Source organism: Mesorhizobium sp. M0800, from assembly GCF_040320095.1.
Classification (GTDB): Bacteria; Pseudomonadota; Alphaproteobacteria; order Rhizobiales; family Rhizobiaceae; genus Mesorhizobium.
The window spans coordinates 124,827-137,685 of record NZ_JAMYOZ010000005.1; the positions used below are offsets into that span (position 1 = coordinate 124,827).

The 12,859-nt window shown below is 63.2% G+C and carries 12 protein-coding genes and 1 pseudogene; 9 read left to right on the forward strand and 4 right to left on the reverse strand.

Going from position 1 to position 12,859, the window contains the following annotated elements:
• Nucleotide 1 precedes the first annotated feature (1 nt).
• The 9 genes and pseudogenes from NKI18_RS09030 to NKI18_RS09070 form a co-directional block, all read left to right on the forward strand.
• Nucleotides 2–1,330: a cation diffusion facilitator family transporter gene (locus NKI18_RS09030; RefSeq protein WP_353019537.1), complete on the forward strand. Its 1,329-nt coding sequence runs from the start codon at nucleotides 2–4 to the stop codon at nucleotides 1,328–1,330.
• A gap of 60 nt (nucleotides 1,331–1,390) precedes the next feature.
• Nucleotides 1,391–2,713: an MFS transporter gene (locus NKI18_RS09035; protein WP_352622673.1), complete on the forward strand. Its 1,323-nt coding sequence runs from the start codon at nucleotides 1,391–1,393 to the stop codon at nucleotides 2,711–2,713.
• A gap of 9 nt (nucleotides 2,714–2,722) precedes the next feature.
• The gene (locus NKI18_RS09040; RefSeq protein WP_352454979.1) at nucleotides 2,723–3,163 is read left to right on the forward strand and encodes a YqaA family protein; all 441 of its coding nucleotides are present in this window, start codon (nucleotides 2,723–2,725) and stop codon (nucleotides 3,161–3,163) included.
• Nucleotides 3,164–3,325: 162 nt separating this feature from the next.
• Nucleotides 3,326–4,888 carry an ABC transporter substrate-binding protein gene (locus NKI18_RS09045; RefSeq protein WP_352622675.1) on the forward strand — a complete coding sequence of 521 codons (1,563 nt, stop codon included), beginning with the start codon at nucleotides 3,326–3,328 and terminating at the stop codon, nucleotides 4,886–4,888.
• 28 nt (nucleotides 4,889–4,916) lie between these two features.
• A complete protein-coding gene (locus NKI18_RS09050; RefSeq protein WP_353019424.1) occupies nucleotides 4,917–5,858 on the forward strand; it encodes an ABC transporter permease in 942 nt (313 codons plus the stop codon).
• A 4-nt stretch (nucleotides 5,859–5,862) separates the two neighbouring features.
• Entirely contained in the window at nucleotides 5,863–6,774 is a 912-nt protein-coding gene (locus NKI18_RS09055; protein ID WP_353019427.1) for an ABC transporter permease, read from the forward strand.
• Nucleotides 6,771–7,784 carry an ABC transporter ATP-binding protein gene (locus NKI18_RS09060; RefSeq protein WP_352454975.1) on the forward strand — a complete coding sequence of 338 codons (1,014 nt, stop codon included), beginning with the start codon at nucleotides 6,771–6,773 and terminating at the stop codon, nucleotides 7,782–7,784. The genes NKI18_RS09055 and NKI18_RS09060 overlap by 4 nt, the downstream gene beginning before the upstream one ends.
• The gene (locus NKI18_RS09065) at nucleotides 7,777–8,760 is read left to right on the forward strand and encodes an oligopeptide/dipeptide ABC transporter ATP-binding protein (RefSeq protein WP_352577925.1); all 984 of its coding nucleotides are present in this window, start codon (nucleotides 7,777–7,779) and stop codon (nucleotides 8,758–8,760) included. Before NKI18_RS09060 ends, NKI18_RS09065 begins: the two co-directional genes overlap by 8 nt.
• A gap of 36 nt (nucleotides 8,761–8,796) precedes the next feature.
• Nucleotides 8,797–8,901, forward strand: a pseudogene (locus tag NKI18_RS09070) (YqaA family protein); the annotation flags it as partial.
• A gap of 221 nt (nucleotides 8,902–9,122) precedes the next feature.
• Here NKI18_RS09070 and NKI18_RS09075 read toward each other — a convergent pair.
• From NKI18_RS09075 to NKI18_RS09090, 4 genes are all read right to left on the reverse strand, one after another.
• Nucleotides 9,123–9,947, reverse strand: a complete 825-nt coding sequence (locus tag NKI18_RS09075) for a sulfite exporter TauE/SafE family protein (RefSeq protein WP_353019430.1) — start codon at nucleotides 9,945–9,947, stop codon at nucleotides 9,123–9,125.
• A gap of 132 nt (nucleotides 9,948–10,079) precedes the next feature.
• Nucleotides 10,080–10,754: a hypothetical protein gene (locus NKI18_RS09080; RefSeq protein WP_352622307.1), complete on the reverse strand. Its 675-nt coding sequence runs from the start codon at nucleotides 10,752–10,754 to the stop codon at nucleotides 10,080–10,082.
• A gap of 44 nt (nucleotides 10,755–10,798) precedes the next feature.
• Nucleotides 10,799–12,163: an ABC transporter permease gene (locus NKI18_RS09085; RefSeq protein ID WP_353019433.1), complete on the reverse strand. Its 1,365-nt coding sequence runs from the start codon at nucleotides 12,161–12,163 to the stop codon at nucleotides 10,799–10,801.
• 7 nt (nucleotides 12,164–12,170) lie between these two features.
• Complete coding sequence (locus NKI18_RS09090) at nucleotides 12,171–12,851, reverse strand: ABC transporter ATP-binding protein (protein ID WP_352622303.1); 681 nt, start codon at nucleotides 12,849–12,851, stop codon at nucleotides 12,171–12,173.
• Nucleotides 12,852–12,859: the final 8 nt, after the last annotated feature.

The window sequence follows — 12,859 nt, forward strand, 5'->3', positions numbered from 1 at the left end:
CATAATGGATAAGATACGCGACTGGTTCGGCTTCGGTCCGATGACGCAGGGCTTCGGCGGCCATGGACATGATCATGGTGATGGCGGCCATGGCCACACCCACGGCGTCATCGATCCGACGATCGCCACGACGACGCGCGGCATCTGGGCAATCAAATGGTCATTCGTCGTTCTGGCCGTCACGGCAGCGCTCCAGCTTGTGGTCGTGTTCCTCTCCGGCAGCGTGGCGCTGCTGGCCGACACCATCCACAATATCGGCGACGCGGTCACCGCCGTCCCGCTGTGGATCGCCTTCATGCTGGTCCGCCGCAAACCGAGCAAGGCGTTCACCTACGGCCTGGGCCGCGTCGAGGATCTGGCCGGGATCGTCATCGTTCTCATCATTCTTTTCAGCGCCATCGTCGCAGGCTATGAGGCGATCGACAGGCTGATCAATCCGCGTCCCATCGCATTTCTTGGCTGGGTCGCCATCGCCGGCCTCATAGGCTTCATCGGCAATGAAGCGGTCGCCGTATTTCGCATCCGCGTCGGACGAGAGATCAACAGCGCTGCGCTGATCGCGGACGGCTACCATGCCCGCACCGACGGCTTTACCAGCCTGGCGGTTGTCCTGGGCGCTATCGGCGTCTGGCTGGGCTTTCCGCTTGCCGATCCGATCGTCGGGCTGCTGATCACCGCGGCGATCTTCGCCATCGTCTGGCAGTCGTCGAAAGCAGTGTTGACCCGCATGCTCGACGGAGTCGAGCCCGCCATCGTCGATGAAATCCATCATTCCGCCGAACACGTGTCGGGCATCGGGCGCGTTGAAAGCGTGCAGGCGCGCTGGATCGGACATCGTCTGCATGCGGACGTTGCCATCAGTGTTCCGGGGATGGCAACCGCCAAGGACGTGCTGGGCGTAACCGAAGCCCTCAAGGAGGAGCTGTTCGCCCACTTGCCGGCGTTGGCGGAAGCCAATGTCCGCCTGATGAGCCCGGCCGGGCCGGCCGCGGAAACCTCTCATGCTCACCATCATGCGCCAGAGCCATTCAAGGTAGTCTGCGATCTGGCTGAAGGGACATTGGAAATCGTCGATACACCGGCCGGCGAGCGGATGCGGCTGACTATCGATCGTCACGCCGATGACTTGGCGGCGACGGTGATTATCGATCGACCCGAAGGGCCAGAGACGCTTCGCCTCGATCCCGTTGCAGACAACCATCATCGGCTTGAGAGCACCGTCGCCCCTGCCGAGCCGCATGAGTTCCAGGCGAGGTTGATCCTGGCCGCGAAGGGTCGCGAGCAGGTGCTGCCATTCAAGATGGTCGAGCCGGAAGGCCACCACCACTGAGACAGGCGGGCCGTTCGCGCCAGTTCTCGACGAACCGTCATCCGCTGCAAGAAGACAAATATGCTTCAGGTCCTGGCCAATCGCACTTACCGTCATCTCTTCCTGGCCCAGGTCATCGCCCTGATCGGCACCGGCCTTGCCACCGTGGCGCTCGGGCTGCTGGCCTATGATCTTGCCGGCGCCGACGCCGGCGCGGTGCTCGGCACGGCGCTCGCCATCAAGATGATCGCCTATGTCGGCGTGGCGCCTGTCGCCGCCGCGTTCGCCGAGCGCCTGCCACGCCGCACCATGCTGGTTTCGCTCGACCTCATCCGGGCTGTGGTCGCGGTGTTCCTGCCCTTCGTTACCGAAGTCTGGCAGGTATATCTTCTCATCTTCGTCCTGCAGTCGGCGTCGGCAGGCTTCACTCCGGCCTTCCAGGCCTCGATCCCTGACGTGCTGCCCGAGGAGAAGGACTACACGCGGGCCCTGTCGCTGTCGCGACTGGCCTACGATCTGGAAAGCGTCGTCAGTCCCATGCTGGCGGCGGCGCTGCTTTCCGTCATCAGCTTCCACGGCCTGTTCGCCGGTACAGTTATCGGCTTTCTCGCCTCGGCGACGCTGGTGGTGTCGGTGGTCCTGCCGAGCCCTAAACCGTCGCAGCCGCGCGGCATCTATGAGCGCACGACGCGCGGAATCCGCATCTATCTGGCGACGCCGCGATTGCGCGGGCTGCTGGCCCTTAACGTTGCCGTCGCGGCGGCAAGCGCGATGGTGATCGTCAACACGGTCGTCCTGGTGCAGGCGCAGTTCGGCCTCTCGCAAAGCGACACGGCGCTGGCGCTCGCAGCCTTCGGCGGCGGATCGATGATTGCAGCCCTTGCCCTGCCGCGGCTGCTGGAGAACGTCCCGGACCGGGTTGCGATGCTCTCGGGCGCCGCGATCCTGGTCGCGGGCGTGCTGGTGGGACCGCTCGCCGGCAGCTACTATCTGCTGCTGCCGCTCTGGTTCGTGCTGGGGCTCGGCTATTCGCTGGCGCAGACGCCTTCGGGCCGATTGATCAGACGTTCTGCCGATGCCGTCGACCGGCCCGCTCTGTTTGCTGCCCAATTCGCGCTTTCGCATGCCTGCTGGTTGATCACGTATCCCATTGCCGGGCGCGTCGGTGCGGCGATGGGATTGCCTTTCACATTCATTCTGCTCGGCATCATTGGCGCCGCTGCCCTGCTTGCCGCGGTCTGGCTCTGGCCGAAACATGATCCCGACGTGCTTGTGCATACGCATGTCGATCTGCCTGAGGACGACCGGCACATCGGCGACGCAGTATGGTCGGAAGCGGGGTATGAGCATTCGCATGGCTACGTCGTCGATGATCGGCACCCGAAATGGCCCAAGACAAGCTGAGAACTCAACATGCTTGGCGAGCTCGCCATCTATGGCGGTTTATTTCTGACCGCGTTCGCGGCGGCGACCATCCTGCCGATGCAATCGGAAGCAGCCCTTGCGGGACTGCTTCTGACAGAAAGCTATGCCCCGACTCCGCTCATCGCCTCCGCAAGCGCCGGCAATGTGCTCGGCTCGATCGTGAACTGGTGGCTCGGCCGGGGCGTCGATCGCTTTCGCGACCGCAAATGGTTCCCGGTGAAGCCCTCCGCGCTGACGCGCGCGACGCGATGGTATCAGCGCTATGGACGATGGTCGCTGCTGTTGAGCTGGTTGCCTCTCATCGGCGACCCGCTGACGCTTGTGGCGGGAGCGCTGCGGGAGCCGTTCTGGAGCTTCCTTGCGATTGTCACGATTGCGAAGGTCGGCCGCTATCTAGCGCTGGCGGCGATGACACTGAACTGGATTTAGTGCTGGTCGAGACCCGTGTGCCGGCACCGCGACAGTACGTGCGACGGCACTTTCCTATGCCAAACGCAGCATTGCACGCCAAACTGGATTGCTAGATATGTCTATACAAATGGAAATGCATGTATACAATCGTCACCAATCAATCAAAAAAGGGGAACTGACATGATCACTCTCGACCGCCGCAATTTTCTCGCTTCCACCGCTGGCCTCGCCTTCGTCGCCGCCCTTCCGCGCAGCGCCTTTTCCCAAACGCATGAAACGCTGAAGATTGCCATCGCTGCGGAGACCGGCGATCTAGACCTGCTGCAGAATGTTTCAACGCTGAGCACCTACACCATCGTCTTCGATGCGCTGATCCACTACGGCCAGAACGGTGCGCTTGAGCCGGGACTTGCCACCAAATGGACAGTCGCCGACGATCAGCTTTCGATCGCCTTCGATCTGCGTGAAGGCGTGACCTTCAGCGACGGCACGCCCTTCGATTCCACCGCAGCCGAATGGAACCTCAAGCGCTGGATGGGGGTGAGCGACTTCTCCTGGATCGGCATCTCCGACGCGTTCGACAGCATCGTCACGGACGGACCGAACAAGCTGACGGTCAAGCTGAAGCGGCCGGTGCCGGCGGCACTCCTCGAACTCACAATCGTGCGGCCTGTCCGTTTCCTGTCGCCCAAGGCAGTCGACAAGGATGGCAAGCAGACTGCGCCGATCGGAACCGGTCCATGGATCGTCGAAAAATACGATTCGAGCGGCACCAGCCTCGTTCGCAACGACAAATACTGGGGCGAGAAGCCGCTTTTCAGCCGCATGGAATTGAAGGTGGTTCCCGATGAACTCGCTCGTGCCAACGGCCTCCGCTCAGGCGACCTCGATGTCATCGGTGGCGACTGGGTGGCGACGCTATCGCCGCGCCGCGCCCGTGCGCTGGAAAGCGACGGCATGAAGGTTGTTGCCGAGCCGGGCACCGCGACGATGCTGCTCGGCTATTCGCCGAAGTCGAAGATCATCGCCGACAAGGCCGTTCGCGATGCCGTCTATGCATCGGTCGACCGGGCGGCGATCGCCAAGGTCCTGTTCGAGGGCTTTGCCGACCCGGCCGCCGATCTGTTCCCGGCGAACGTGCCGTCGTCGGGCAAGCGGCATGACGTGCCGGTGCGTGACGTGGCGGCGGCCAAGAAGATACTTGCCGACGGGGGCTGGGCAGAGAGCGGCGGCGCCTGGACCAAGGCTGGCTCTCTTCTGACCATCGACTTTCTGGTTTCCGAAGAATCCCTGCCGGGATCGCGGCGCATCGCCGAGATGATCCAGGGCCAGTTGTCCGAGGTCGGTTTCCAGGTCCAGGTCTCTTCTGTCGATAACGCCACCATGCATGAACGGCGTCCGGCCTTCGACTATGATCTCGCTTTCTTCACCACCTATGGCGCTCCCTATGACCCTCACGGAACCCTTGGCAATGCCTTCGTCTCGACGGCAGACAGCGGGCCTGACGGCAAGATTTATGTCTCGGACGCGCTCGATGGCGTGGTCAAGGCTGCGCTTGACGCGAGTGGCGCCGAACGCGACCTGAAGATGCAGGCCCTCTACGATTGGCTGCACGACAACACCGCCATCTGTCCGCTTGTCGTCAGCCAGCGGCTGTGGGCTCACAATCCGCGCGCAGAGAACTTCTCGCTTCCGGCGACCGACTACGACTTGCCGTTCAAGGCGATCACCCTAAAGGCTTGAAGACTTCGAGTCCGAGTGAGGCCTGACGATGAAACGCACGATCCTGCGACGGATGCTGCTTGCCTGCCTTTTGATCCTGGCGGCATCCGCGCTGACATTCGCCCTGGTTGCGGCGGCTCCGGGCAATGTTGCGGCGCTGATTGCCGAGCGCGCGGCAGGTCCCGGCGCGGACGCCCAAATGATCGCCAAGATCGGCAACGAGCTCGGTCTCTACGACCCGTTGCCGATCCGCTACGGACGCTGGCTTTCCGGCGCGTTGGCCGGCGATTTCGGCATCTCACTACGAACGGGAAAGCCGATCTCGTCGGAGTTTGCCGCCCGCATCCCGATGACGGCGGCTCTGCTTGCCGGCGGCGGCGTTCTCGCCTTCATTTTGTCGATCACGCTTGGCATTGCCGGGGCCGTCAGCAATGGCGGCTTCATGGACAGGTTTCTGCACGCATTTTCGCTGATCGGCGCATCGACCCCCAACTTCTTCGTGGCGGCGCTGCTGGTGATCGTGTTTTCGGTCATGCTCGGCTGGGTGCCCACCTTCGGCACGAGCGGCTTCACCTCATGGCTTCTGCCATGGGTGACGATCGCGCTGTTCCCAGCCTCCGTTCTCAGCCGTGTCGTTCGGGTCAACCTCCAGGAAGCGATGTCGCGGCCGTTTGCGACCACTGGCTTCGCCAAGGGCTATACCAGAACGCAGGTGCTGCTGCGCGAGGCGCTGCCCAACATCGCCATTCCGTTCCTGACGACATTCGGCGCGCAATTCACGCTGATGATCATCGGATCGATCGTCGTCGAGACGGTATTTGCATTGCGCGGCGTCGGTGCCTTTTTCATCGAGGGGATCCGCTTCCGCGACTTCATCGGCATGCAGTCGGTGCTGCTGCTGTTTGTCGTCTTCTTCGTCATGGTCAATTTCATCGTCGACATGATTTGCATCGTCGCGGATCCGCGAATGCGCCGGGCGCGGGGAGCATGAGGCGATGAACATTTCCGCTATCAGGGACATCAAGGACTGGCCGTGGCTGGTGCTGCTCCCCGTAATCGGCTTTGTGCTGATCGGCATCTTCGCTCCTGCTATCATGCCTTACGATCCAAGTGCGCAGGACTATTCGGCGACACTGGAGGGCATGAGCTGGAACCACTGGCTCGGCACCGACTATCTCGGCCGAGACGTCTTCAGCCGCATCGTCGGTGGCGCCCGCATTTCCCTGGTGGCGATGGTGATCGTGCTTGTGGCCGCGTTGGCGATCGGGGTCACGATCGGCTCCTTCGCCGGCTATGTCGGCGGCCGTGTCGAACTCGTGCTGATCAGCATCATCGACATCGCGCTGGCGCTTCCGAGCCTGGTGATCGCGCTGGCGTTGATCGGCATTCTGGGCACCGGCTACTGGTCGATGATAACGGCGCTCACCCTGGCGTGGTGGGCGAACTATGCCCGCATGAGCCGCGCCGTCGTCACCGCCGAGCTGCAGCAGCCCTATATCGAGGCGGCCCGCGTGATGGGCGCCGGTCATCTCTGGATTTTTGCCCGCCATATCCTGCCGCATGTGCTTGCTCTCGTCGTCGTCTACGCAAGCGCCGACGCCGGCGCGCTTGTGCTGGCCATCGCGACGCTCAGCTTTCTCGGACTTGGCGTCGCGCCGCCGACACCGGAATGGGGCCAGATGCTGGTCGACGGCATGAGCTACATCGAGGAGGTGCCGCGCCTCGTCGTGCTGCCCGGGCTGGCGCTGACACTGGTCGTGGTCAGCTTCAACCTTCTGGGCGAAGCCTTCGCATTGCAAAAGGTGCCGCGGCCGGTTCGCGGCGCGACATTGCGCAAGCGCCGTAACGCGCGTGCTCGCGAAGAAGCGGAGCGTAACGCCGTCGAAACAGGAACGACTTCAGCATGAGCGACGCTCAGCCGATCTATTCGATCGAAGATTTGGTCATCGACCTCTACGCCACCACCGTTTCGGTGCGGGCGGTGGACGGGGTGTCGTTCAACGTCCGTCCCGGAGAAACGGTCGCGGTCGTCGGCGAAAGCGGTTCGGGAAAGACCGTCATGACACTCGGTCCGCTCGGCCTGCTGCCCGAGGGCGTGACCGTGGACATGAAAGGGTCAGCGCGAGCCGACGGAAGCGAACTGCTCAGCATCGGTTCCCGGCAATTATCGGACCTGCGCGGGCGCTATTTCGGCGTGATTTTCCAGGACCCGATGAGCGCGTTGAACCCGATGCTGAAGATCGGCCCGCAGCTGGCACGCCAGGCGCGCCGTTTCGCTGGCCTGTCGCATGAGGCAGCGCGCAAGGAAGCGGTCTCGCTTCTGGCGCGCTCCGGCATTCCGGACCCCGAGGATCGCTACGGCCGCTATCCTCACGAAATGTCGGGCGGCATGCTGCAACGCGCGATGATCGCGCTGGCGCTGGCGGCCCGGCCGCGCGTGCTGATCGCAGACGAGCCGACCACGGCGCTGGACGCCACGGTCCAGGCGCAAATCCTGGAGCTCATCCGTCAGATCCAGCGCGAGGATGGCATCGCGGTCGTGCTGATCACGCACGATATCGGCGTGGTCGCTTCCGTCGCCGATCGCGTCATCGTGCTTTACGCCGGCCAGGTGGCGGAGGAGGGGACGGCGATGGATGTGCTGACCCGGCCAGTCCATCCCTATACGCGCGGGCTGCTCGCATCGGTGCCGGATTTTCGCGCCGACGAACGCGCGGCGACCCGCGAGATACCTGGCCTGCCGCCAAACCAGATCAGGCTGGAACCGGGTTGCCGGTTTGCCGAGCGCTGCGAACTGGTCGAAGCCGGTTGCCGGCAGCACCGGCCGCCGCTGCAGACGATATCCGCGTCGACGAGCCCGCACCGTGTGGCTTGCCCGGTCGTGCTGAAACGAGAGGGGATCGCCGTCCATGTCTGATGTCGCGGCGATCGAGGTCAGGGGACTAAAGGTCCATTTCGCCAACCGTTCGGGTGTCGGCGCGGTGCGGGCGGTCGATGGCATAAACCTGACGGTCGCGCGCGGCGCGTTCCACGGCATCGTCGGCGAGTCCGGCTGCGGCAAGACTACGCTGGCGCGCACCATCGTCGGTTTGCAGAAGGAGAGCGAAGGCACCGTCCTGATCGGGGGAAGGGATCGCACCGAATGGCTGAAATCGGACAGGAAGTCGTTCAGCCGCGAAGTCCAGTTCGTCTTCCAGGATCCGTTGGGGTCGATGAGCCGCCGCCAGTCCGTCTACCAGACACTGGAGGAGCCGCTGCAGATTCATCGCTTCGGTTCATCAGTCGAGCGCCGGCGCCGCATCGCCGAGCTTCTGGACCTGGTTGCGCTGCCTGAGACGGTGCTCGATCGGCTTCCACGCTCGCTTTCCGGCGGCCAGCGCCAGCGCGTTTCGATTGCGCGCGCGCTCGCGCTGAAGCCGTCCATACTGGTCTGCGATGAGCCACTTAGCGCGCTCGACGTTTCGATCCGGGCGCAGATCGTCAACCTGTTCACGTCGTTGCAGAAACAGCTTGGCCTGACCATTGTCATTGTCGCGCATGATCTGGCGATCGTGCGCGAGGTCTGCTCGAACGTGACGGTGATGTATCTCGGCCGCATCTCGGAAGCCGGCCTGACCCGCCCGCTGTTTCGCGAGCCGGCCCATCCCTACAGCCAGGCGCTGCTGTCGGCTGTTCCTTCTCCCGATCCTCGCATCGAAGCCGGGCGCCGCCGGATCATTCTCGCCGGCGATCCGCCAAGTCCCAGCGCGCCGCCTCCGGGGTGCCGGTTCAACACGCGCTGTCCGGTGGCGATCGATGTCTGCCGGGTCGAGGAACCGATGCTGCGATCGGTGCCGCATGGCGGCGTGGCAGCCTGTCATCTGGCCGATAGCGGCCGCCGCCCGGTTATCTGAAAGATGGCGTTTCTGCCCCCAACGCGTTTCGCGAGGCTGACTGTCATTGCCGGTGTCCTGCGCGAGCTTTTTTTGCTGGTCACTGCCGCCAAGGTCGGCCGTTATCTTGTTCTTGCCGCCGTGACGCTGAGCGTCATCTGACCTCGCGAAGCTTCTCCAACCTGAGCGGGTTAGGCCCGACTGGTTCGAAGGAGCCAGCCCAAGAGCCACGTCTGATACAGGCGGTCGGGAAGCCTACCTCTTTTTGACGGCGACCTTGTCGAGGGCTGCGCGCAGGCCTTTTGCCAGCCTCTGCGCGTCGCGGGACCGGCCAACCAAGCTACGGTACAGCGCGCGAAGGGCTCCAGCCAACATGGACATTGTTAAGACATTCCTGTGGCCGCGCGCCAGGCCTGCACAACCAAGCTGTGCTGGTTCCAGATCATCAGCGCTCCACTGACAGCCATGAGCGCGACCACAAGGCCGCGGAACTGTCTTCCACTCAGGCGTTCGAGCCAGGGCTTGGCCAGCAGATTGGCAAGCGCGGCGCCCAAACCCGCGGCTGCGCCGTATATGGCCGCCTGACCACCGAGCGTCCCGAGTCCGGTGAATACCGCGACCTTGACGACATCGGTCACAAACGAGTTCACGGATTTCGTGGCGACCAACGTCTCCTTCTCCGAACCGTAGTTCAGATAGAGCGAATTCAGGACGGGTCCCACCGTGCCCATCAGCGCCGACAACAGCGCGACGATCAGGCCGGCCGGGAGGAACCACCAGCGGCGGGCTCGATAGCTCCGCTCGCGCGCGCCGCCGCGAAATTCCCAGACAGCACTGATCAGATAGATCCCTATGAGTATCTGGAGCCATTCCGCCCGACTGTTGGCGAAGAGCCAGGAGCCCGCCGCGGCGCCGGCGATGGCGCCGGGCAGGTACCAACGGACCAGGCTCCAATCGATGTTGCGCCGAAACGCCAGGGCGCGGATGGGATTGCCGATGAGCTCGGTCAAGGTGATGACCGGCGCAACCGCCGCGCTGCCTGTGATGAAAGTCACGGCGGGGATCAGCAATAGACCTCCGCCTCCGGCCGAGAGGGTGTTCAGCGCCCAGGTGAGGAACCCCGCCAACGCCAGGAGGCCTAGTCTAATCCAGTCCATCGGATCAGAACGAAGCGGGCCTTCGATCGTTCCGAACGCATCGGTTCGCAAAGCCGGCCCGCCTCTTGAGTCTCGTTGCGATGGAAATAATCACCCGTTACCGGGCGAAACGCGGCGCCCGGAAGACCGGACTCCGCGCACCGTACCGCCGATAGCTTTGAAAGCTGGTTGAAAGCGGACCGCTTAACCAGCCGGAGTTACGGTGAAGTCATCAAAATACACGTGACTGTCGGCCTTCGACCACAAGCCAACACGCCCGGTCACCGGCTCAGGCAGCGTGTCCTGCAGGTAGAGCTTGCCGTCGACATAGCCTTCAACTTTGGTGCCGGCGATGCGCACCTTGAGGTCGTGCCATTTATGGGTTGGGGTCGGCGTGTTCTTTACCCAGGTCACCGACGAGCGTTTGCCTTTCTCGAACTTCCACAAGACAAGATTGTTCTCCAAAGGGTTGGCGCGAATCGTGAGATAGTCGCGATTGGGCTTCAGGTTGAACAATATCCCGGCACCCTGGTCGATGCGGCCGGAAATGCCCTCGAAGCGGACGCTGATCTCTCCATCGCGGAAATCCGGCATGCCTTCAAAGACTGCGTAGGGGAAGTATGCATAAGCCTGGACGCGGTCGAGAAACTCGGCATACCGCTCCCCATAAAGAGCCCGTGCCTTATCGGCGAGACCGGCGGAGGTCTGCCCCGCCTTCCATTGGCGCCCATCGACGGCCAACACCTTGTTGTCGCCTTCCGTTTCGATCCGCCAAATGCCTACCATGCCGGGCATGGCCTTCGATTCGGCACCAACTTCGTCGTCCGAAAAGTTCACGATGCTGCGCTGGCCGGCAGAAGCTGGCAGCAGCAAGGCCAACAGGCCGGCAGCTGCAGCGACTGTCACGAGGCTATGTGAGATTTTCACGGTTGATCTCCTTGCGACTTGAATCGCGTTTCGATGGTCGGTACCCGGCGGCTCCACCACCAGGTGCCCCCGATGAGCAGCGGCAGGCCACCTAGGAACCACGGGAGCGCCATCCAGGGAGCGGCGACAAGCGGATAACCTGGATAGTCGTCGGTTCCTGTGACCGGTGCGGGCAGGGGTACGTTTGCGAGCCCGTAGAGGAGCGGCAGAATTTCCTCGGTGCCCGTCGATCGGCTGACAGCGGACCGGCCGCCGTAGCTGTACTCGACCTCACCGTACGACTGGTCGCTGGCGCTGCCGACAGCGCTCTGCTGGTCGCCTGCAAAACGGATGATAATCCGGGGAATGATGCGCTCAAGCTTCGACACGATGCTGGTCTGCAAATCCGCATACCGGGGGTCTTCGGGTACCAGGTGAACGGTCATGGTCAGCTGCTTGCTGAGCTGCGCCAGCGCCTGCTCGTCGGCTAGCGAGAAAGAGTTCCGCCGGTCCTCGGTCGTATCCGCCGACCATCTGATCTGGGTTGCGGCGACCAGTACAAGGCAGGTCGCTGAAACGCAGACAAGCGAACGTGCAAGCTTGGTGCGCACGGCAACGCCCATCGGGAGCCAAATGGCAGCGAGCGCAGCAAATCCAAGAATCGCAGCGAACACCCCGACGACGAGACCGATCGACAGCAATCCGAGCTCAAAGGTGTGCAGCGTTTGGGTGAGCGACAGCCGCGACGGCCAGCCAAGAAGGTCGGGTTGGCTGGCCGCCGCGAAGTCGATGACCCACGATCCGAGCGTGAAGCCGAGCGTGACAATCGCGGCGGTTGCCGCGCTTTCGGTAAGCGCAGCGGCGAACAATGCAATGGCGCCGACCAGCAGCCCGTAGAGCAAATGTCCGAGAACAAGATTCAAGGTCTCGGCAACGAACAGGTGTCCGCCCATGAACTCCCAAATCGCGAGCGCAGAGATCGCAGGCACCGCTGCAATGAGCCAGGCCGCGAGGACGGCAACCAGCTTTGCGCCGATCAAGGTCGGCGTTCGATAGGGCAACTGGATCAGGAGCCGCAACGCGCCGGCCTCCTTTTCGTGGCCAAGCACACGTATGGCAACAAAGGGAAACAGCAGTGTAACGCCGACGTAGAAGCCGCCGAACGTCGGGACCAACACGCCGTCAAGCGGTGATAGCGCGCTCGCGAGCCCAGGCGAGTTGAGCGCCGTGGCGCTCGCCTCGCCATAGAGCGATACGGCCTGGAAGAGGCTGAAGCCGATGAGAGGGCAGAGTATCAGCAGCATTATCCAGAGCGGCCGGCCGCTCGCCATTTCCCGCAGCTCCTTGGCCAGCAAAGGGCCGAAGGGAGCGCCGAGCGGCACGGCTGCCTCAGGTGAGCGCAAGGAAAACCTCCTCCAACCCGCCGGAGGAGATTCCCGCACGCGCCTGCAGGTCGCTCAGGGATCCGATGCCACGTACGCGGCCGTCCGCGAGCAAGATGAAACGATCGCATAGGCGCTCGGCATCGAGCAGCTGGTGTATCGCGAGGACGAGGCTCCGCCCCTGCGCGGCGACTTTGCGCAGCACCCCCATGATCTCGCGGGTCTGTCGCAAGTCGAAGCCGTCAAAGGGCTCGTCCATCAGCAGCAACGGATGCGGCGTAATCAGGGCAAGCGCCAGCATCAGTCGACGGGCATACCCCTTGGACAATTCAGACACGCGCTTGATCAACACCGGTGCAAGTCCGAGCGCGTCGACCGTGTCGGCGATGTCGAGATCCGATGTCCGGTAAACACCGGCGAAGAACGCGAGCACACGTTCGACATACTGGTCGCGCCAGGGCCGCAGGCCGTCGGGAAGGTAGAAGATCGATCTCCGACGCAATGCAGGTGGCAAAGAGACGCCGTGCCAGAGAACCGTTCCCGAATCGGCGGGAAGAACGCCGGCAACTGCTTCGAGCAACGTGGTTTTGCCGGCGCCGTTCGGCCCGATAAGACCGAGGATTTCGCCGGCCTCCACGTTGAAGGCAACATCCGCCAACGCGGTTTGCTCGCCATAGCGCTTGGTCAACGCACCGA